This window comes from Kitasatospora cinereorecta, assembly GCF_024172095.1.
Taxonomy (GTDB): domain Bacteria; phylum Actinomycetota; class Actinomycetes; order Streptomycetales; family Streptomycetaceae; genus Kitasatospora; species Kitasatospora cinereorecta.
Genome location: NZ_JAMZDX010000001.1, coordinates 1,390,298 through 1,409,967, shown reverse-complemented (window position 1 = coordinate 1,409,967; position 19,670 = coordinate 1,390,298). Strand labels below are relative to the sequence as shown.

Genomic DNA, 19,670 nt, shown 5'->3' with positions numbered 1-19,670 from the left:
ACCGAACGCTGGCACGCGTACGAGAAGTTGACTTGCCATTTCATTCCACCCGCCCATTAATCAGACATTCGGAAATATGGCCGCGCCTTCACCGGCGAGCGTTCCTGCCTGACAAACGATCAGGACCTCTCGGGGACACGGTGACGGCGGCCCGCCGGCACCGCCGCGGGCCCCACCAGTTCCCGGTACACGCCCTCGACCTGCCGAATCACCCCACGGATGTCGTGATGTTCCGTCACGTGTTCGCGTGCGGCCACACCCCGCCGTTCGCACTCGATCCGGTCCGCCAGCGCCTCGGCCATCCGGGCCGCCAGCGCGGCCGGGTCCTCCGGCGCCACCAGCGCCGTCCCCCGCTGCTCCGGCGGCAGGCACTCCCGCGCACCCGGCACGTCCGACAGCAGCACCGGCCGCGCCACCGCCATCGCCTCCAGCGGCGCCAGCGCCATCCCCTCCCAGCGCGACGGCAGCACCACCAGGTCCGCCGCCGCCAGCCACGGCCGCGGATCGGGCACGTCCCCGGCCAGCCGCACCCGGGACGGCTCCGGCAGCGCCCGCACCCGCTCCGCCACCGCCAGCGCGTCCGGACCGCCGCCCACCAGCACCAGCCGCGCCGCCGGCACCCGGCGGGCCACCTCCGGCCACGCCTCCAGCAACACGTCCTGGCCCTTCTGCCGGCACAGCCGGCCGACACAGACCGCCAGCGGCGCCGCCTGGTCGAGGCCCAGCGCCATCCGGGCGTGCCGCCGGGCCACCGAGTCCGCCGGGGCGAAGTGGCGGACGTCCACGCCGTTCGGGACCACCCGCCAGTCCGCGCGCAGCCCGGCCGCCTCACCGTCCGCCCGCTCCTGGGCGCTCACGCACAGCACCCGCCCCGCCCACCGCGTCGCGTACCGCTCCCACCGCAGCGTCGCCGCCGCCAGCCGGCCCTCGACCGCCGCGAACGACCACGCGTGCGGCTGGAAGACCGTGGGCACCGAACCCCGGGCGGCGAGCCGGCCCGCCAGGCCCGCCTTGGCACTGTGCAGATGGAGGACGTCCGGGGCCGCGCCGCGGACGATCCGGCGCAGCCGCCACGCCTCGGCGGCGGTCGACGGCCCGGGCGACCGCTCGGCGGGCCAGTCCAGTACCCGGGCACCGACGGCCGCCGCCTCCGCCCCCAGCCGACCGCCCGGAGGACACGCCACCAGCACCCGCCGGCCCGCCGCGCGCTGACCCCGGACCAGGTCCACCACCACCCGGGCGACCCCACCGTCGACGGGCTGGGACACGTGAAGGATCGTCATCTGCATCCGCCGGACTCTAGGTTCCGCGACAGCTCCGAGCGGCCCCCGTTCACCCGTCCCGGCGAATCCACTCACTCGTACGGGGAAGGACCAACAGGGGCGCGAGGAACTGCGCGCCCGACCATGCACTCAGGTGGAGCGCCGGCCGTTCGCGCAGTTCCTCGCGCCCCTGAGTCGCAACTACAGCTGACCCGCAAGATTCGCGAGCACCTGGTCGTGGATCCGGTTCAGCCCCTTCGGCGCGAACGTCCGCTCGAAGAAGCCGCCGATCCCGCCGGCGCCGGTCCAGGTGGCCTCGACCGTGACCTTGGACTGGCTCTCGCCGACCGCGGAGACCGTCCAGGTGACCACCATGGAGGAGTTGGCGTCGGTCTCCACCAGCTGCTCGGGGCTCGGCGCGGTGACGGTGAACAGGCAGTCCCGCACCCGCTTCTCGGTCGCCTGGAGCTTCCAGTGCACCTGGGTCCCGGCCCCGCTGCCGCCCGCCTTCACCTCGTACTCGCTGTACTGCGCGGGCAGGATTTTCGGCCGCGTCCCGGTGTAGTCGGCCAGCGCCTCGTAGACCCGCGCGGGGGCCGCCTGGTAGACCCGCTCGGTGGTGGCGTACACCTTGCCCATCGGTGACTCTCCTCGCTGTGTGCCCGCTGCGTGCTGCGCGCGTCGGTGATCGGGACAAGCCAACCACCGCTGACGGGCGCCGCCAAACCGGGGGCCGGGTTATGGTGGCCGGATGCTCGAAGAGGTGACCGCCGTCCGCTACGTCGACCCGCTGCGGGCCGGTGGCTCGGTGCCCGGCGTGGTGGAGACGGACGATCTCGGCACCTACGTGGTGAAGTTCACCGGCGCCGCGCAGGGACTGAAGGCCCTGGTCGCCGAGGTGATCGTCGGCGAGCTGGCCCGCCGGCTGGGACTGCGGGTGCCCCCGCTGGTGCTGGTGCGGTTCGACCCGGCGGTCGCCTCGCACGAGCCGGACCAGGAGATCCAGGACCTGCTCCACTCCAGCGCCGGGGTCAACCTCGGCATGGATTTGCTGCCCGGGGCGCGCGACTTCCGCCCGGAGATGATCGACGTCTCCCCGGCCGAGGCCGGCCGGATCGTCTGGCTGGACGCGCTCACCGGCAACGTGGACCGGACCGTCCACAACCCCAACCTGATGGTCTGGCACGGCCGGCTCTGGCTGATCGACAACGGCGCCGGGCTGATCTTCCACCACCGCTGGTCCGGCGCCCACGCCTCGCTGTTGAAGGCGTACGACCTCAGCGGGCACGCGCTCGGCTCCTACCGGCCCGACGTGACCACCGCCGACGCGGAACTGGCACCCCGGGTGACCGCCGAACTGCTGCGCGAGGTGGTGGCGCTGGTCCCCGACGCGTGGCTGGCGGACGAGCCCGGCTTCGACTCGGTGGCCGCGGTCCGCGAGGCGTACGTGGCGCATCTGGCGGCGCGCGCGGCCGAGTCGCGGGCGTGGCTGCCGACCTGCTTCGCCAGCCCGGAGGAGCTGCGGGCCGCGGAGGAGCGCCGGGCGGCCGCCACGCTGGCGGCCCGGCCGGCGTGGCTCAAGCAGGTCCCCAACCGGGCGGGCCTGGCGCCCGTGGAGTCGGACTGGAGCCGCCACGTCGGCGAGTAGTCCGCCGATGGTCCGTCGGTAGTCAGCCGGTAGTCCGCCGGAGTGAGGCGTGCTTGGCGCGCCCGCCCGGATGCCCAATACTCGTTCGGGTTGCCGTTGATCGGAGGGGGAGTCCGGTGCGCGGGGGAAGAGTCGCCGTCGTCGGCGGAAGCATTGCCGGGTGCGCGGCCGCACTGGCGGCGTGGCGGGCCGGTGCGGACGAGGTGGTGGTGTTCGAGCGGGCCGCCGGCCGCCTGCAGGACCGGGGCGTGGGCCTGGCGCTGCACAACGACCGCTATGCCGAACTGGAGGCGGCCGGCTATCTGGACGCCGCCATGCCGTGGGTCCAACTGGCCCGCCGCCCGTGGGTGGTGAGGTCGGGGACCGAACGCGCCGGGCGGGTCATCGGGGTGCTGCCGTTCCCGTTCCGCTCGTACGGCTGGGGCTCGCTCTGGCGGGAGCTGCGCGGGCGGATCCCGGACGGAGTGGACTACCGCACCGGCGCCGGCGTCGCCGAGGTCCTCCCCGAACCGGACGGAGTGACGCTCAGGCCGGCAGGCGGCGGCGAGGAGCGCTTCGACCTGGTGGTCGGCGCGGACGGCTACCGCTCGCTGGTGCGGGCCGCGATGGCGCCGGAGGCTCGGGCCCGCTACGGCGGCTACCTCGCCTGGCGCGGCACCCTGCCGGTCGAGCTGCTGCCGGAGCCGGCCGAGGCGTTCCCCGTCCCGGACGCGACCACGGTGGCGTTCCCCGGCGGGCACATGATCGTCTACCGGATCCCCGGCGCCACCGGCATCGAGGTCAACTGGGTCTTCTACGCCACTCCGCCGGCCGGGTCCGACACCCGGTTCGAGGACCCGACCGCCACGCCCTCGCGGTCCACCGGAGCGGAGCTCCAGGCGTACCAACTCTCCGTGGTGGAGCAGCACTTCCCGCCGTTCTGGCAGGAGGTGATCGCCCGCACGCCGGAGGCGAACCGGTTCGTCCAGCCGATGTACGACATCGCGGCCCCGCACTTCGCCAAGGACCGGCTGGTGCTGGTCGGCGACGCCGCCTCGATCGCCCGGCCGCACACCGGCAGCGGCGCGATCAAGGCGCTGCAGGACGCCGCCGTGCTGGAGCGGGCGCTGACCGCCTCCCCCGATCCCGACACCGCGCTGCGCGCGTACGACGCGGAGCGGGCCCCGGTCGGCCGGGCCATCCTGGAGCTCGGGCGCAGCCTCGGCCTGGCCCAGGTCCAGCGGACCCCGGAGTGGACGTCGATGGACCAGCGGGCGGTGGACGAGTGGTGGGCCGCCGCCGGCGGCGTCGGCGGGATCGGCGGGCAGGCGATGCGGGGCCCGGCCGCGGCCGGCCCGAGCGCCTGACCGACCACCCATGCCGAGGGCGCGCGGGGGACCGAACCCCCGCGCGCCCGTGGGAAACCGATATTGCTAGATCCGCCACCAGTCGGCGGCCTTGTTGGCGTTGATGATGCCGGCTCCGTAGAAGCCGTTGTTGTCGGCGCTGCCTTCGCAGGTCGCCTTCCAGGCACCGTCACCGCTCGGGTCGTAGGTCGACGGGCAGGCGTGCTCGTCGGCCTGGTGGGTCAGCATCCAGCGCAGCTCGTCCGGACCGGCCCACGGGTGGGTGGAGGCGAGCAGGGCGACCACGCCGGTGGTGTGCGGCGAGGCCATCGACGTGCCCTGCTTGTAGCCGTACTTGTTGCCCGGGATGGTGGACAGCACGCGGCCGTTCTTGTCCGGGGTGTCCGGCAGCTGGTAGCGGGCGTCGCCGCCGGGGGCGGCCACGGTCGCCTTGTCCAGGCCGTAGCTGGAGTAGTAGGACTTGTCGCCCTTCACGCCCACCGAGGTGGTGACCACGACGCCGGGGAGCTCGGTCGGCAGCGACAGGCAGTTGTCGTCGACCGGGCGCGGCGCCGGGGTGGTGTCGTCGGGGCTGCTGACGTCGGTGGTCTTGTGGGCGAGGTCGTAGTTCTCGTTGCCCGCGGCCGCGACGTTGAGCACGCCGCCGCGCCGGGAGAACTCGACCGCCCGGCGGACACCGGTCATCACGGCGGCCTGGTCGGGGTCGTTCTGGCAGTTGAACAGCCACGGGTCGATGTAGTAGCTGTTGTTGGTCACCTTGAAGTGGTGCTCACCGGCCCAGACGAAGCCGCAGATGGCGTACTCGGGGTAGATGAACCCGCCGTCGTCGACGACCTTGACCGCGGCGAGGCGGACGTTCGGCGCGATGCCGACCATGCCCTTGCCGTTCTTGGCGGCGGCGATGGTGCCGGCCACGTGGGTGCCGTGGTCGCTGGTGGTGGGCTGCCAGGAGTTCCAGCTGGTGTCCGGCTTGCCGCTGAGGCAGGAGGCCGAGAGCGAGGCGTCCACGTTGGGCGCGAGGTCCTCGTGGGTGGCGTCGATGCCGGAGTCCAGCACGCCGACCACCACGTCGCGGCTGCCGAGGGTCTTGGTGTGGGCCTGGTCCACGCCGATCTGCTTCATGTCCCACTGGTTGGCCCAGAGCGGCTCGCTGCCGTCGGTGGGCGCGGCGGTGGGGACGGTCGCCTCGACGGTGGCCTCCACGTCCGCGGCCTCGATGCCCTTGGTGCGGCTGGCGCCGACCGACTCGATGGTCTTGGACTGGCGCAGCTTGGCCGCGAAGGAGGTGTCGGCGGAGCGGGCGATCACCACGCCGATCTGCTCGTACGAGACGACCACGGTGCCGCCGGCCGCCGCGATCTCCCGCTCGGCCTTCTGCACCTGCCCGTGGTTGGCCCTGGTGTTCACGATGTAGCTGAGCAGCGGCCCGGATGCCGAGGCGCTCTCCGTGGCGGCCGCCGCGGTGGCGACCGGCAGCGCGAGGGCGCCGGTCGTGGCCAGGGCGATGACCGCCGCGCCGAGCCGGGCCCGACGTATCCGAGGAACTCTCATAGGGGTTGGCCCTCCCGAGTCTCGTGGTGCGTACCCGTGGTGACGGGAACACATGAGTGGGTGGGACGCTAGTGAACGATCGTTGTCACCCGCAAGGGGTACGCACACACTTCGGACACATGGTCGGATGCCCGGTCCGCTGTCGGTCGGACCGGGCACCCGGGTCGGAGTGACGGATCGTCAGCTGTCGAAGGCCTTCTTGCGAATGGGGGCCGAAAGTGTGGGAGCGCTCCCAAATATCGGCAGCAGGCGAGAGGCTGTCAAGAGATCGTGCAGCACACGGTGTTGGCAACTCCCTTGACGCTGACTATGGTTCGGGGCGGGCCTGTGGGAGCGCGCCCACTACTGCCACCCCTAGGAGCGGGACATGTCCGTCCGCACCACCGCCCTGGCGCTCGGCGCGGCACTCGCCGCCACCGCCGCCGCAACCCTCTCGCTGACCGCCGCATCGGGCGCCTCGGCCGCCTCCGTCGCCTGCACGGTCGACTACGGCGTCAACGACTGGGGCAGCGGCTTCACCGCCAACGTGGCGATCAGCAACAAGGGCACCACGCCGATCAACGGCTGGACCCTCGGCTACGCCTACACCGGCAACCAGACCCTCTCCGGCACCGGCTGGAACGGCACCTGGACCCAGTCCGGCAGGAACGTCACCGTCACCAACGCCGCCTACAACGCCACCATCGCCCCCGGCGGATCGGTCGGTGCCGGCGCCAACTTCGCCTACACCGGCACCAACACCGCCCCCACCGCCTTCACCGTCAACGGCACCCCCTGCACCGGCGCCCCCGCACCCTCCCCGTCCCCCTCCCCGTCGCCGTCGCCCTCCCCCACGGCCACCACCACCCCGCCGCCGGCCGGCTCCGCACCGGCCCTGCGCGTGTCCGGCAACTCCCTGGTGGACGACGCCGGTTCGCGCGTCACCCTGCACGGGGTCAACCGGTCGGGCACCGAGTTCATGTGCGTCCAGGGCCACGGTTTCTTCGACGGCCCCACCGACGCCGCCGCCATCGCCGCCATCAAGAGCTGGAAGGGCGTCAACGCCGTCCGCGTCCCCCTCAACGAGGACTGCTGGCTCGGCCAGTCCGACGTCAACCCCGCCTACGCCGGCGCCAACTATCGCACGGCGATCAAGACCTGGGTGGACGCGCTGCGCACCGGCGGGCTCACCCCGATCGTCGAACTGCACTGGAGCCGCGGCCAGTACACCGGCAACTCGGCGGGCTGCGCCGGCCTCGCCGCCACCTGCCAGAAGCCGATGCCGGGCGCCGAGGCGGTGCCGTTCTGGACCTCGGTCGCCGACACCTTCAAGGCCGACCCCGCCGTGGTCCTCGACCTCTTCAACGAGCCCTACCCGGACCGCTCGGAGTCCTCCACCGCCCAGGCCTGGCTGTGCTGGCGGGACGGGAACTGCCCGGGCATCGGGTACCGGGTGAGCGGCATGCAGACCCTGCTCGACACCGTCCGGGCCACCGGCGCGCGGAACGTCGTCCTGCTCGGCGGCATCGCCTACTCCAACGACCTCGGCCAATGGCTCGCCCACCGGCCGACCGATCCGACCGGCAACCTGGGCGCGGCCTGGCACGTCTACAACTTCAACTCCTGTGCCAACAGCTCCTGCTGGGCCTCCACCGTGGCCCCGGTGGCGGACCAGGTGCCGCTGGCGGCCGGCGAGATCGGCGAGAGTGACTGCGCCCACGGTTTCATCGACCAGGTGATGAGCTGGCTCGACAGCCGGCGGATCTCCTACCTCGGCTGGACCTGGAACACCTGGAACTGCGGCTCCGGCCCGTCGCTGATCACCTCGTACGACGGCACCCCGACCGCCTTCGGCGCCGGCCTGCGCGACCACCTCGCCGGTCTGGGCTGATCGACGGCTAACAGCCGTACAGGCGGCGGGCGTTGCCGGCCGAGACCAGTCCGGTGATCCGCTCCGCGTCCGCCGCCGTGCACGCCCCGTCGCGCTGCCACTCGCCCAGCAGCGCGGCCAGGGCGTGCCGGTACTGGGCGGCGCCGACCAGGTACAGCTCGGGCAGGCCGTACGCGTCGGTGGAGAACAGCACCTTGCCGAACGGGGCCAGTTCGAGCACCTCGCCGAGCACGGCCGCCGCCCGCGGCCCGGTGTACGAGAGGGTCAGCCCGACGTCCACGTAGACCTGTGGGAACGCCTGGGCCAGCCAGGCCGCCTGGCGGTGGTACGGGTAGCAGTGCAGCAGCACGATCGGCACGCCGCTGGGCTCGGCGGCGCGGACGAAGTCGACCAGCAGCGCCGGATCGGCCTGCCCCAGGCGCAGGTCGGGGTCGCCGAAGCCGGTGTGCAGCTGGATCGGCAGGCCGAGGTCGAGGGCGCTCCAGAGCAGGTGGCGTTCGAGCACCGGGTCGGCGAGCCGGGTACGCGGGCCGCGCAGCCACTCCCCCGCGGCGCGCAGCACCTCGGCGTCGGTGGGCGGCTCCGGCGGGACGGCCAGGCCGTAGCGGTAGGCCAGGACGGACTTGACCGCGACGGCCCGTCCGGCGGCGGAGCGCAGCGCATCGCCGACGGTGGCGAGCCAGCCGGCGGCGCTGACCGCGCCGCGGGCCGCCTGCTCGGCGACCCACTCCAGCCGGACCACCTCGCCGGTGGCGGCCCCGGCGGCGCTGCCGAGGTCGGCGAGCGGGAGCAGCGGATGCCCGGCGGCCTCGGTCAGGCCGGTGTCGACCAGCAGGGTGGTGAGCCCGGCGGCCCGGAGCAGGGTGCGGGTGGCGGCGGCCGCGCCGAGTTCGCGGCGCCGGGCCAGGTAGTCGGCCGGCCCGGCGTGGGCCGGCAGGCCCAGGGCCGGCGGGCACCAGCGGCGGACGGCGAGCCCCAGCGCGCTGTCCCAGGGGGTGGTGCCCGGGGCGGGCGGCCGGTCGGACTCGGTGAGCAGGGCGGCGAAGGCGTCGTCGTCCACCTCTCCGGCGACCACGCTGTGGCAGTGCTGGTCGATCATCATCCGGCCCCCTGATCAGTAGCGCCGGCGCGTCGCGTCGATGATCTCCTCGTCGGTGCGGCCCGCGAAGAGGGCGATCTCGGCCTCGCGGACGGCCAGCACCGCCGCGTGCAGCTCCTCGCCGAGCGCTGCGCGCAGCACCTCGGAGCCGCGGAACGCCTTCACCGCCTGGTCGAGGCTGTCGGGCAGCCGCTCGACCGCGGTGGAGCCGGTCGGGTCGTCGGGCACCTCCGGTGGCAGGCGCAGCGCGCCGTCCAGGCCGGCCAGTCCGGCGGCGAGCACGCCGCCGACCGCGAGGTAGGGGTTGGCGGCGCCGTCGAAGCACTTGACCTCGGCGTTGGCCTGCTCGCCGGTCGAGCCGGTGATCAGCCGCAGTGCGGCCTCCCGGTTCTCCAGGCCCCAGCAGCGGTACGGCCCGCTCCAGCGGCCGGGCACCAGCCGCAGGTAGCTGGCCACCGAGGGGGCGCCGAGGGCGAGCAGGGCGGGGAGTTCGGCGAGCACCCCGGCGAGGAAGGCCTCGGCCTCCCGGGTCAGGCCGTGCGGTCCGAGTCCGCCGTGGCCGAGGTTGTGGCCGTCGCGCCAGAGGCTGAGGTGCAGGTGGGCGCCGTTGCCGACGCCGCCGGGGGCGACCGCGGGGGCGAAGGAGGCGTCCAGCCCGTGGCGGGCGGACACCGCCTGGACGGTGTGCCGGACCAGCAGCGCGTCGTCGGCGGCGCGCAGCGGTCCGGCCGCGGCCACCGAGACCTCGAACTGGCCGGTGGTGTACTCGGGGTGGAGCTGCAGCACGTCGAGGTGCTGCTCGTGGAGCGCGCGCAGGACGTCGCGCAGGTAGTCGGAGGAGCCGATCAGCCGCCGCATCCCGTACGCGGGCCCTTCGCCGCCGCCGTTCACCACCCACTCGACCTCGATGCCGGCCCGCACGCTCAGCCCGCGCTGTTCGACCGCCTCCACCATCCGTCGGGCGAAGAGGCGTTGGCAGCCGGGGTGCGGGGTGCCGTCCTGCGCGTAGCGGTCGACCGGTGCCCACGCCCAGCCGGGCTGGGCGGCGAGCCGGGTGAGCGCGGCGAGGTCCGGCACCAGGCGCAGATCGCCGAGCGGTCCGCCGCCGGGGGCCATCCCGTCGTCCACCAGGAAGTGGTCGAAGCAGGGGGAGGCGCCGACGCCCCACGCGGCGGCGTGCTCCAACTGCCGGACGGGGACGGCTTTCACCCGTCCGACGCCGGCGTTGTCGACCCAGCCGAGCACCACCCCGTCCACGCCCTCGGCCTCGATCCGGGTGGCGGCCACCCGGGCTCGGGCGGCTCGCTCGGCACGGCTGTCTGCGGTGGTCATGTCTCCATGCTGCCCGGCGGCGCGGCCCGGATCACCCCGCCGGGCCGGGCAGTTCACTCGTCCGAGCGGCGGGCGGGGTCCCCGTGGAAGGGGTCCCCGCCGACAGGGCCCGGGCGGACGGGGTGCCGGCGCGCGGGGTCTCCGGGCCGGGCTCAGCCGGTGCGGCCGACCAGCTTGCCGACGTGCCGGCCGTCCTCGAGGTCGCGGTGGGCCTGCTGGATGTCGGCCAGCGGGTAGGCGTGGACCGGGCCGAGGGTGATCTCGCCGGCGGCGATCCGGTCCAGGTGGCGCTGGAGCACCTCGGCGGGGAGGTCGGCGGCGTCGCCGGAGTAGGCGGCCAGCCGCACCCCGCGGGGGAGGTAGCCGATCGGGTAGAAGTCCGGCACCGTCCACCGGTTGGAGAGCATCCCGGTGAAGCAGACCGTGCCGTGGACCCGGGTGGCGGCGAGGGTGTCCGGGAGGGTGGGGGTGCCGACCAGTTCGAGGCCGGCGTCCACGCCCTCGGGCAGGATCTCCCGGACCCGGGCGGCGACCCCGCCGTCGTCGAGCAGCGGGTGGTCGACACCGTGCTCGGCCAGCGCCTTCAGCCGCTCGGGGTCGCGGGTGGTGGCGAGGACGGTGGCACCGAGGTCCTTGGCCAGGGTGGTGGCGGCCAGCCCGAGCGCCGAGGTGCCGCCGCGGATCAGCAGCGACTGGCCGGGCCGCAGGTCGAGGCCGGTGGTGAGCGAGCCGTACGCGGTCTGCAGGGTCTCCGGGACGGCGCCGAGGGTCTCCCAGGGCAGCTCGGAGCGGAACGGGATCACCTGGGTGCGCGGCACCACGGTGTACTCGGCGTAGCCGCCGTCGAAGGTGCGGCCCATGCCGCCCATCATCGCCACCACCTGCTGCCCGGCCGGCAGGACGCCGTCCGGGTCGGCGTCCACGGTGCCGGTGGCCTCGATGCCGAGCACCCGGGGGAAGGTCACGCCCTGGGCGAGGCCGAGCCGGGTGTGCAGCTCGGAGCGGTTCAGGCCGAACGCCTCGACCTTGATCCGCACCCAGCCGGGCGCCGGCTCGGGCACCGGCAGCCGGCGCAGCCGCAGGCTGTCGGCCGGGCCGGGGGCGTCGAGGACGGCGGCGGTCATGGTGGTGCTCATCGCTGGCTCCTTCGAGGTCGGACGGAGTACAGCCGGGGCGGGCTCCCCGGTGGTGCACCGGGGAGCCCATCCTCGCCGACCCCGGTCCGGCCGGGGCCGGATTTCAGATACCCCGGTCCGTCCGCTGCACCGGGATCCACAGCTCCGCGTCGGCCCCCGTCCCGTCCGCCGAGGCGGCGACCCGCAGGATCTCCGGCCCGGGGCGGCTCTCGTACGGGTTGGACGGGAACCACTGGGTGAACACGTCCCGCCACAGGTGCTGCAGCGCCTGCGGGAACGGGCCGCTGTTCTCGAACACCGCCCAGCTGCCGGCCGGGACGGGCAGCGCGTCCAGGTCCTCCGGCACCGGCCCACCGGTCAACACCGCGTGGTAGTAGTCGAGTTCGACCCCCTCCTCGCGGCTGTCGGTGAGGTGGACGACGGCCTGCACGATGCCCTGCGGCTGCTGGTCGGAGAGGGCCGCGATCCGTCCGACGGTCTCCGGCGGGATGCTCCGGATCAGGTCGGCGATGTGCGGGTTGACCCCTTCGTGGATCATCGGCACCCGGCCCCTGCGGCCGGCGACGGTGAATGCGGGCTTCTCGACGATGCGGTACCGCATGGTGGTGCTCCCTTCGACGGTGAGACGGAAGGAGAGCCGGGGCTGCGCGGTGAGCGCGGCCGAGGTCCGGCGGGCTTCGCCGGCGCCGATCCCGTGCACCGAGCGGAACGCCCGCCCGAACGCCTCGGCCGATCCGTAGCCGTACCGCACCGCGATGTCGAGCAGGGTACGCTCGCCTGCGAGCACCTCGGCCCCCGCCACGGTCATCCGCCGGCGGCGCACGTACTCCGACAGCGGCATCCCGGCGAGCGCCGAGAACATCCGCCGCAGGTGGTACTCGGAGGTCAGCGCGGTCCGCGCCAGCTCCGCCGGATCGACCGTTCCCGCCAGCCGGCCCTCGATGTGGTCCATGACCTCGTTCAGCCGGTCGAGCACGTCCGGTCCCCTTCCTTGGTGAGCACCACGCTAGGAGCCGGCGGCCCCCGCGGACCCGATCATCGGTGCCCGCTCCGATCGGGTCCACCGCATTCGACGATGTGACGCAGGTCACATTCGCGCAGGAAATTTCCGGGGACAGATTCCCCGTTTACCCCTGCGTCGGTCGAAGTGGGGAACAAGTCCCCGGTATGCTGAGAGGGAGTGAGCACCGTGACCACCGCACTTGGCGCCGGTCCGGCGCCCAAGCAGCGGGCGGACGCCACCCGCAACCGCGCGCGGATCATCACCGCCGCCCGGGAGGCGTTCGTCGAGCACGGCGCGCTCGCTCCGCTCGACGAAATCGCTCGCCGGGCCGGGGTCGGCAATGCGACGCTGTACCGGAACTTCGCCGACCGCAGGACGCTGATCCACCAGGTCGCCCTCTCCGTGATCGCCCGCGTGATCGAACACGCCGAGGCCGCCACGGCCGAGGAGCCCGACTCCTTCGCCGCGCTGGTCCGCTTCGTCCACGCGTCGGCCGACGAGCGGATCGGCGCGCTCTGCCCGCTGCTCTCCGACCACTTCGACCCCGACGACCCCGAACTGGAGGCCTCCCGGGTGCGCCTGGAACAGGTCACCAACGACCTGATCGCCCGCGCCCACGCCGACGGCCTGCTCCGCGCCGACGTCGGCACCGGCGACGTCATCATCGCGATCACCCAGCTCACCCGACCGCTTCCCGGCACCGCCTGCCCGGACCTCGACCAGTTCGTGCACCGTCACCTCCAGCTGTTCCTGGACGGCCTGCGCAACCCTGCCCGATCCGAACTGCCCGGCCGCCCCGCCACCCTGGACGACCTCAAGAAGCGCGTCTGACCCCGCTCCACCCCTGATCTTCGTACGCTCTCGCACACACAAGTGGGTACCCCTGTGTCTCTGAACGCCCTCCAGCCCGATCCGCGCCGATGGAAGGCGCTGATCTTCATCGGCCTGGCTCAGCTGATGGTCGTCCTCGACGCGACCGTGGTGAACATCGCGCTCCCGTCCGCCCAGCAGGACCTCGGCATCTCCGACGGCAACCGCCAGTGGGTGATCACCGCCTACGCGCTGGCCTTCGGCGGACTCCTGCTGTTCGGCGGCCGGATCGCCGACCTGTGGGGCCGCCGCCGCACCTTCCTGGTGGGCCTCGGCGGCTTCGCCCTGGCCTCCGCGCTCGGCGGCGCCGCCGCCAACACCGCGATGCTGCTCGGCGCCCGCGCCCTCCAGGGCGTCTTCGGCGCCCTGCTCGCCCCTGCCGCCCTGTCGCTGCTCGCGGTGATGTTCACCGACGGCAAGGAGCGTGCCAAGGCCTTCGGCATCTACGGCGCGATTGCCGGTGGCGGTGGCGCGATCGGCCTGATCCTGGGCGGTCTGCTCACCGAGTACATGAACTGGCGCTGGACCTTCTACGTCAACATCCCGTTCGCCGTGGTCGCCATCCTGGGCGCGATCCTGGTCATCCGCGAGCCCGCCGAGGGCCGCAACCGCAGCCGCCTCGACGTCCCGGGCGTCCTGCTGGTCACCACCGGCCTGGTCTCTCTGGTGTACGGCTTCACCCGCGCCGAGTCGGACGGCTGGTCCTCCGGCGTCACCATCGGCCTGTTCGTCGCCGCCGCCGTGCTGCTCGCCTCCTTCGTCTTCGTCGAGAGCCGGGTCAAGGCCCCGCTTCTGCCCCTGCGCGTCGTCCTGAACCGCAACCGCGGCGGTGTCTACGCCTCGCTCGGCCTCGCCGTGATCGGCATGTTCGGCCTGTTCCTCTTCCTCACCTACTACATGCAGGTGGTCCTGGGGTACTCGCCGGTCAAGACCGGCCTGGCCTTCCTGCCGATGGTCGCCGGCATGATCACCGGCTCCACCCAGATCGGCGCCCGCCTGATGACCCGGATGCCCGCGCGCTACCTGATGGCGCCCGGCTTCCTGGTCGCCTCGCTCGGCATGCTCATCCTCACCCAGATCGACCTGAACACCTCGTACTGGGCGATCCTGCCGGGCCTGGTCCTGATGGGCCTCGGCATGGGTACCGCGTTCATGCCCGCGATGAGCCTGGCCACCTACGGCGTCGAACCGCGGGACGCCGGTGTCGCCTCCGCGATGGTCAACACCTCCCAGCAGGTCGGCGGCGCGATCGGCACCGCCCTCCTCAACACCATCGCCACCAGCGCGTTCACCGCGTACCTGACCTCGCACCACACCGGCCCCGAGAAGCTGGTCCAGGCGCAGGCCATGGTGCACAGCTACACCACCGCCATCTGGTGGTCCTTCGGGATCCTGATCACGGCCGGCCTGGTCGCCTTCACCCTGATCAACGCCGGCCGCCCGCAGCCCCACACCGTCGCCGAGGGCAACATCGAGGACGCCGTCCCCGTCATGGCCCACTGACGACACCCGCACCACCCGACAGCCCCCGGCCCACCCGGCCGGGGGCTGTCGGCTTTCCACTTTCCACAGCGGAAACCCGAGCGGGCGGACCTGACAGATTGCACCCTTCCTACTGGCGGGTAACTCCGCTACAGTGACCGCACGCACCACCGCCGGGCCTCGGGAGCCGCACCGGCGGGCGCGTGGCCGTGTCAACCGTCGGCCGCCCCGGTGCTTCTTCACTTCAGCGCCGTACGTCAGCGTCAGCGTCGCTTCACGTCTTCTTCAGCGCGTCAACGCACCACGGCACACCCGCGGCAGGACCGGAGCGGACCGGTCGCCGCCCGGTGTGCCGCGCACCGTCTTCCCTTCCGTCCCGCGCCGTCGGACCCTCCTCCCGCACACCCGGATCCAGCCCGCTCGCCGTCCGTCGAGCGCGCGCCCGGCCGTGCGGGAGCGCGGCGCGGGCCCATGACACAAGGAGTCTGGACCATGGAGCGTCCCTTCCCCACTGTCGCTGTCGTCGGCCTCGGCACCATGGGTGCGGGTATCGCCGTCGCGGTGGCCAGGAGCGGCCGGCGGGTGATCGGCATCGAGGCCGGGCCGGACCAGGCGGCCCGGGCGCTGGCCCGGATCGAGGAGGCGACCGCGCGGGCGGTGGAGCGCGAGCGGCTGACGGCCGAGATGCGGACCGCCCTGCTGGCGCTGATCTCGGTCGGCCACGACCTCGGCCGGGCCGCCGAGGCGGACCTGGTGATCGAGGAGGTCCCGGAGCAGCTGGAGCTGAAGCGGGAGATCTTCGCCGAGCTGGACCGGATCTGCCCGCCGGAGACGGTGCTGGCGACCGGTACCACCGCGCTCAGCGTGACCCGGATCGCCGCCGCGACGGCCCGCCCGGAGCGGGTGCTGGGCGTGCACTTCTTCAACCCGGTGCACAGCATGAAGCTGGTCGAGGTGGTCCGCACGGTGCTGACGGCCCCGCAGGCGGCCGCGGACGTCGCGGAGTTCGCCCGCAGCCTCGGCAAGGAGCCGGTGGCGGCCGGTGACCGGCCGGGCTTCATCGTCAACGGCCTGCTGTTCGCGTACCTGAACCAGGCCGCGGCGATGTTCGAGTCGAAGTACGCCAGCCGGGAGGACATCGACGCGGCGATGCGGCTGGGCTGCGGCCTGCCGATGGGCCCGCTCGCACTGCTGGACCTGATCGGCGTCGACACCGCCCGGACCGTCCTGGAGGCGATGTACGAGCAGTCGCGGGACCGGCTGCACGCCCCGGCGCCGATCCTCGGCCAGCTGGTGGCGGCGGGCCTGCTGGGCCGCAAGTCGGGCCGCGGCTTCTACACGTACGAGGCCCCGGGCTCGTCCAAGGTGGTGGCCGAGGCCTCCGCCGGCGGCAGCGGACGGGTGGCCGGCCGCGAGGTGCACAGCGTCGGCGTGTGCGGCAGCGGCACGATGGCGACCGGCATCGTCGAGGTGTTCGCCAAGGCGGGGTACCAGGTGTTCCTGGCCGCCCGCAGCCAGGAGAAGGCGGAGAAGGCCAAGGCGCAGCTGGCGAAGTCGCTGGAGCGCTCGGTGGCCAAGGGCCGGCTGACCGAGGAGGCCCGGGACGCGGCGCTGGCGCTGGTCACCGCGACCGGCACGTACGCCGACCTGGCCGAGGTGGACCTGGTGGTCGAGGCGGTGGCCGAGGACCTGGGGGTCAAGCGGGACCTGTTCGCCGCCCTGGACAAGATCGTCAAGCCGGGTGCGGTGCTGGCCACCACCACCTCCTCGCTGCCGGTGATCAGCTGCGCGACCGCGACCTCGCGGCCGCAGGACGTGATCGGCATGCACTTCTTCAACCCGGCGCCGGCCATGAAGCTGGTCGAGGTGGTCTCCACCGTGCTGACCGCCGAGGACGTCACCTCGACCGTGCTGGAGCTGTGCGCGAAGGTGAAGAAGCACCCGGTGGAGTGCGGCGACCGAGCCGGCTTCATCGTCAACGCGCTGCTGTTCCCGTACCTGAACGACGCGGTGCGGATGCTGCAGGAGCACTACGCGACGGTGGACGACATCGACACCGCGATGAAGCTGGGCTGCGGCTACCCGATGGGTCCGTTCGAGCTGCTGGACGTGGTCGGCCTGGACGTCTCGCTGACCATCGAGCAGGTGCTCCACCAGGAGTTCCGCGAGCCGGGTCTGGCGGCGGCGCCGCTGCTGGAGCACCTGGTGGCGGCCGGCTGCCTGGGCCGCAAGAGTGGCCGGGGCTTCCGCGACCACGCACGCCGATGACCGGGCGACCGATCGGCCCGCAGCCGGGCGTCAACCCGCAGCAGCGGACCGCGTGGGGCGGCGGCGCGGTGTCCTCGCGGTGGCCGCGCCCGGCGGTGGTCCCGCCGGCGGCGCCGGTGCGGCGGGCCAGGCCTGCGGCGGCGGCCCCGGGTGCGTGTAGCGTTCCGAGCATGGAGCGCCACACCTCAATCGCGGAGCAGCAGCCGTCCCAGGAACGGTCCGAGCCGGCCCGGCCGGCGGCGGAAGGCGGTCCGGGCGGCCGCCGGGCGGCGGCGCAGCGCCAGCAGATGCGCCAGGACCTGGCGACGGCGGCGATGGAGCTGTTCGCGACGCAGGGGTACGAGGAGACGACGGTCGATCAGATCGCCGCGGCCGCCGGGGTGGCCCGGCGGACCTTCTTCCGGTACTTCCGGTCCAAGGAGGAGGCGATCTTCCCGGACCACGACGACACCCTGGTGCGGGTGGCCGACCTGCTGGCCAGCGCCGAGCCGGAGGAGCACCCGCTGGACGTGGTGTGCCGGGGCATCAAGGAGGTGCTCCGGATGTACGCCTCCACGCCGGGCGTCTCGGTGGCCCGCTACCAGCTGATCCGGCAGGTGCCGGCGCTGCGCGAGCGGGAGATCGCGGTGGTGGCCCGCTACGAGCGGCTGTTCACCCGGTACCTGCTGGGCCGGTTCGACGCGGCCGAGGAGACCCCGCCGGGCTGGCAGCGCGGCGGGGACGACGACTCGATGCTGGCCGAGGTGTCGGCGGCGGCGGTGGTCGCGGCCCACAACCACGTGCTGCGGCGCTGGCTGCGGGCCGGCGGGCACGGCGACGTGGAGGCGCAGCTGGACCACTCCTTCGACGTGATCCGCGGGACCTTCTGGCCGACCCCGCCGAGCGGCGCGAGACGGCGCGGCACTCCGGTGGCACCGGGTGCCACGAGTGACTCAGGGTCACCACTCGAGGCGGCGGCGGTGAGCGCACTGAGTGCCAGCCCGGGCGGTGAGGTGCTCATCACAGTCGCCCGGACGGACGCACCGCTGGATCTGGTGGTCGACCAGATCCGGGCCGCGCTGGCCGGTCGCCCGGCTGGCTAACGCAGGCGGTTTCCGCAGGTCAGGAACGATTCGAAGGCCCGCTCCCGGTTTCCGGGGGCGGGCCTTCGGCATGTCCGGCGAGCCGGGCCCGAACAGTGGTCCGGCTCACTCGAACTGATGACACCCGGTGTCTTTACGAGTGGCACAGCGTGCCATTACCTTGTTACCCACCAGTCGCGGCGCCGCGGCTCCCCACCTCGGCGCGCCGCGTCCGGCGTCCCCACACCGCGGGGACGAGCACCACCAGCACCACCTCGCGCGACCCACCATCCGTCGCACCTCACAGCCCGTCCCACCCACAGCCATTCAGCGAAGCCGGTGTCCGCTCCCGGCTCCCCCAGACGCCCTGTGCCCCTCACACAGGTACGCCTTCGGAGGCAGCCATGCAGGAAATTCTCGACGCGATCCTCAGCACCGACGCCACGTCGGCTGACTTCGCCAACATCGCGCTGCCCGAGTCCTACCGGGCCGTGACGCTCCACAAGGACGAGGAGCAGATGTTCGCCGGCCTCGCCAGCCGCGACAAGGACCCGCGCAAGTCGCTCCACCTGGACGACGTGGCGCTGCCGGAGCTCGGCCCGGGCGAGGCCCTGGTCGCCGTCATGGCGAGCTCCGTCAACTACAACACCGTGTGGAGCTCGATCTTCGAGCCGGTCTCCACCTTCGGCTTCCTGGAGCGCTACGGCCGCCTGTCGCCGCTGACCAAGCGCCACGACCTGCCGTACCACATCCTCGGCTCGGACCTCGCGGGCGTCGTGCTGCGCACCGGCGCCGGCGTCAACGCCTGGAAGCCGGGCGACGAGGTCGTCGCGCACTGCCTCTCGGTCGAGCTGGAGTCCCCGGACGGCCACAACGACACGATGATGGACCCGGAGCAGCGCATCTGGGGCTTCGAGACCAACTTCGGCGGCCTGGCCCAGATCGCCCTGGTGAAGACCAACCAGCTGCTGCCCAAGCCGAAGCACCTCACCTGGGAGGAGGCCGCCTCCCCGGGCCTGGTCAACTCCACCGCCTACCGCCAGCTGGTGTCGCAGAACGGCGCCGGCATGAAGCAGGGCGACAACGTGCTGATCTGGGGCGCCAGCGGCGGCCTCGGCTCCTACGCCACGCAGTACGCGCTGGCCGGCGGCGCCACCCCGATCTGCGTGGTCTCCAGCGAGGCCAAGGCCGAGATCTGCCGCGCCATGGGCGCCGAGGCGATCATCGACCGCTCCGCCGAGGGGTACAAGTTCTGGAAGGACGAGAACAACCAGGACCCGCGCGAGTGGAAGCGCCTGGGCTCCAAGATCCGCGAGTTCACCGGCGGCGAGGACGTCGACATCGTCTTCGAGCACCCGGGCCGCGAGACCTTCGGCGCGTCGGTCTACGTCACCCGCAAGGGCGGCACCATCGTCACCTGCGCCTCGACCTCCGGCTTCATGCACCAGTACGACAACCGCTACCTGTGGATGTCGCTGAAGCGCATCGTCGGTTCGCACTTCGCCAACTACCGCGAGGCGTTCGAGGCCAACCGCCTGGTCGCCAAGGGCAAGATCCACCCGACCCTGTCCAAGGTCTACTCCCTGGAGGAGACCGGCCAGGCCGCCCTCGACGTGCACCAGAACAAGCACCAGGGCAAGGTCGGCGTGCTCTGCCTGGCGCCCCAGGAGGGCATGGGCGTCCGCGACCACGAGCTGCGCGCCAAGCACCTGCCGGCGATCAACCGCTTCCGGGACATCTGA

At 73.1% G+C, this 19,670-nt stretch carries 15 protein-coding genes; 8 read left to right on the top strand and 7 right to left on the bottom strand.

Annotated features, from left to right (window positions below; genetic code table 11):
* Nucleotides 1-119: 119 nt before the first annotated feature.
* Nucleotides 120-1,283 (bottom strand): glycosyltransferase, encoded by a 1,164-nt coding sequence (locus FHR36_RS06220; RefSeq protein WP_407660804.1) that lies wholly within the window; start codon nucleotides 1,281-1,283, stop codon nucleotides 120-122.
* Nucleotides 1,284-1,463: 180 nt separating this feature from the next.
* Complete coding sequence (locus FHR36_RS06215) at nucleotides 1,464-1,901, bottom strand: SRPBCC family protein (protein ID WP_253794441.1); 438 nt, start codon at nucleotides 1,899-1,901, stop codon at nucleotides 1,464-1,466.
* Nucleotides 1,902-2,013: 112 nt separating this feature from the next.
* On the opposite strand from FHR36_RS06215, the gene FHR36_RS06210 reads away from it, so the two are divergent.
* Together FHR36_RS06210 and FHR36_RS06205 are read left to right on the top strand one after the other, a co-directional pair.
* A complete protein-coding gene (locus FHR36_RS06210; protein ID WP_253794439.1) occupies nucleotides 2,014-2,910 on the top strand; it encodes a HipA family kinase in 897 nt (298 codons plus the stop codon).
* A 116-nt stretch (nucleotides 2,911-3,026) separates the two neighbouring features.
* A complete protein-coding gene (locus FHR36_RS06205) occupies nucleotides 3,027-4,256 on the top strand; it encodes an FAD-dependent monooxygenase (RefSeq protein ID WP_253794437.1) in 1,230 nt (409 codons plus the stop codon).
* 66 nt (nucleotides 4,257-4,322) lie between these two features.
* Here FHR36_RS06205 and FHR36_RS06200 read toward each other — a convergent pair whose 3' ends face one another.
* The gene (locus FHR36_RS06200; RefSeq protein ID WP_253794435.1) at nucleotides 4,323-5,807 is read right to left on the bottom strand and encodes a S8 family peptidase; all 1,485 of its coding nucleotides are present in this window, start codon (nucleotides 5,805-5,807) and stop codon (nucleotides 4,323-4,325) included.
* A 367-nt stretch (nucleotides 5,808-6,174) separates the two neighbouring features.
* Between FHR36_RS06200 and FHR36_RS06195 the strand changes: the two genes are divergently transcribed.
* Nucleotides 6,175-7,677, top strand: a complete 1,503-nt coding sequence (locus tag FHR36_RS06195; protein ID WP_253794433.1) for a cellulose binding domain-containing protein — start codon at nucleotides 6,175-6,177, stop codon at nucleotides 7,675-7,677.
* 7 nt (nucleotides 7,678-7,684) lie between these two features.
* On the opposite strand, the gene FHR36_RS06190 is transcribed toward FHR36_RS06195, so the two are convergent.
* The 4 genes from FHR36_RS06190 to FHR36_RS06175 form a co-directional block, all read right to left on the bottom strand.
* The gene (locus FHR36_RS06190) at nucleotides 7,685-8,779 is read right to left on the bottom strand and encodes an amidohydrolase family protein (protein WP_253794431.1); all 1,095 of its coding nucleotides are present in this window, start codon (nucleotides 8,777-8,779) and stop codon (nucleotides 7,685-7,687) included.
* A 12-nt stretch (nucleotides 8,780-8,791) separates the two neighbouring features.
* Nucleotides 8,792-10,108 (bottom strand): type I glutamate--ammonia ligase, encoded by a 1,317-nt coding sequence (locus FHR36_RS06185; protein WP_253794429.1) that lies wholly within the window; start codon nucleotides 10,106-10,108, stop codon nucleotides 8,792-8,794.
* A 152-nt stretch (nucleotides 10,109-10,260) separates the two neighbouring features.
* A complete protein-coding gene (locus FHR36_RS06180) occupies nucleotides 10,261-11,244 on the bottom strand; it encodes a zinc-binding dehydrogenase (protein WP_253794427.1) in 984 nt (327 codons plus the stop codon).
* Between the two features lie 103 nt (nucleotides 11,245-11,347).
* On the bottom strand, nucleotides 11,348-12,220 hold the full coding sequence (locus tag FHR36_RS06175) for an AraC family transcriptional regulator (RefSeq protein WP_253794425.1): 873 nt from the start codon (nucleotides 12,218-12,220) through the stop codon (nucleotides 11,348-11,350).
* Nucleotides 12,221-12,433: 213 nt separating this feature from the next.
* Between FHR36_RS06175 and FHR36_RS06170 the strand changes: the two genes are divergently transcribed.
* From FHR36_RS06170 to ccrA, 5 genes are all read left to right on the top strand, one after another.
* Entirely contained in the window at nucleotides 12,434-13,078 is a 645-nt protein-coding gene (locus tag FHR36_RS06170) for a TetR/AcrR family transcriptional regulator (RefSeq protein WP_253794423.1), read from the top strand.
* A 54-nt stretch (nucleotides 13,079-13,132) separates the two neighbouring features.
* Nucleotides 13,133-14,620, top strand: coding sequence for an MFS transporter (locus tag FHR36_RS06165; RefSeq protein ID WP_253794421.1), 1,488 nt, complete (start codon nucleotides 13,133-13,135; stop codon nucleotides 14,618-14,620).
* Between the two features lie 471 nt (nucleotides 14,621-15,091).
* A complete protein-coding gene (locus FHR36_RS06160; RefSeq protein WP_253794419.1) occupies nucleotides 15,092-16,867 on the top strand; it encodes a 3-hydroxyacyl-CoA dehydrogenase family protein in 1,776 nt (591 codons plus the stop codon).
* A gap of 170 nt (nucleotides 16,868-17,037) precedes the next feature.
* A complete protein-coding gene (locus FHR36_RS06155) occupies nucleotides 17,038-17,949 on the top strand; it encodes a TetR family transcriptional regulator (RefSeq protein WP_253794417.1) in 912 nt (303 codons plus the stop codon).
* 383 nt (nucleotides 17,950-18,332) lie between these two features.
* Complete coding sequence (ccrA, locus tag FHR36_RS06150) at nucleotides 18,333-19,670, top strand: crotonyl-CoA carboxylase/reductase (protein ID WP_253794415.1); 1,338 nt, start codon at nucleotides 18,333-18,335, stop codon at nucleotides 19,668-19,670.

What these genes read in the sequence shown, in the direction of transcription:
- FHR36_RS06220 (WP_407660804.1), bottom strand. Translation starts at nt 1,283, where the DNA reads ATGACGATCCTTCACGTGTCCCAGCCCGTCGACGGTGGGGTCGCCCGG.
- FHR36_RS06215 (WP_253794441.1), bottom strand. Translation starts at nt 1,901, where the DNA reads ATGGGCAAGGTGTACGCCACCACCGAGCGGGTCTACCAGGCGGCCCCC.
- FHR36_RS06210 (WP_253794439.1), top strand. Translation starts at nt 2,014, where the DNA reads ATGCTCGAAGAGGTGACCGCCGTCCGCTACGTCGACCCGCTGCGGGCC.
- FHR36_RS06200 (WP_253794435.1), bottom strand. Translation starts at nt 5,807, where the DNA reads ATGAGAGTTCCTCGGATACGTCGGGCCCGGCTCGGCGCGGCGGTCATC.
- FHR36_RS06195 (WP_253794433.1), top strand. Translation starts at nt 6,175, where the DNA reads ATGTCCGTCCGCACCACCGCCCTGGCGCTCGGCGCGGCACTCGCCGCC.
- FHR36_RS06190 (WP_253794431.1), bottom strand. Translation starts at nt 8,779, where the DNA reads ATGATGATCGACCAGCACTGCCACAGCGTGGTCGCCGGAGAGGTGGAC.
- FHR36_RS06185 (WP_253794429.1), bottom strand. Translation starts at nt 10,108, where the DNA reads ATGACCACCGCAGACAGCCGTGCCGAGCGAGCCGCCCGAGCCCGGGTG.
- FHR36_RS06180 (WP_253794427.1), bottom strand. Translation starts at nt 11,244, where the DNA reads ATGAGCACCACCATGACCGCCGCCGTCCTCGACGCCCCCGGCCCGGCC.
- FHR36_RS06160 (WP_253794419.1), top strand. Translation starts at nt 15,092, where the DNA reads ATGGAGCGTCCCTTCCCCACTGTCGCTGTCGTCGGCCTCGGCACCATG.
- FHR36_RS06155 (WP_253794417.1), top strand. Translation starts at nt 17,038, where the DNA reads ATGGAGCGCCACACCTCAATCGCGGAGCAGCAGCCGTCCCAGGAACGG.
- ccrA (WP_253794415.1), top strand. Translation starts at nt 18,333, where the DNA reads ATGCAGGAAATTCTCGACGCGATCCTCAGCACCGACGCCACGTCGGCT.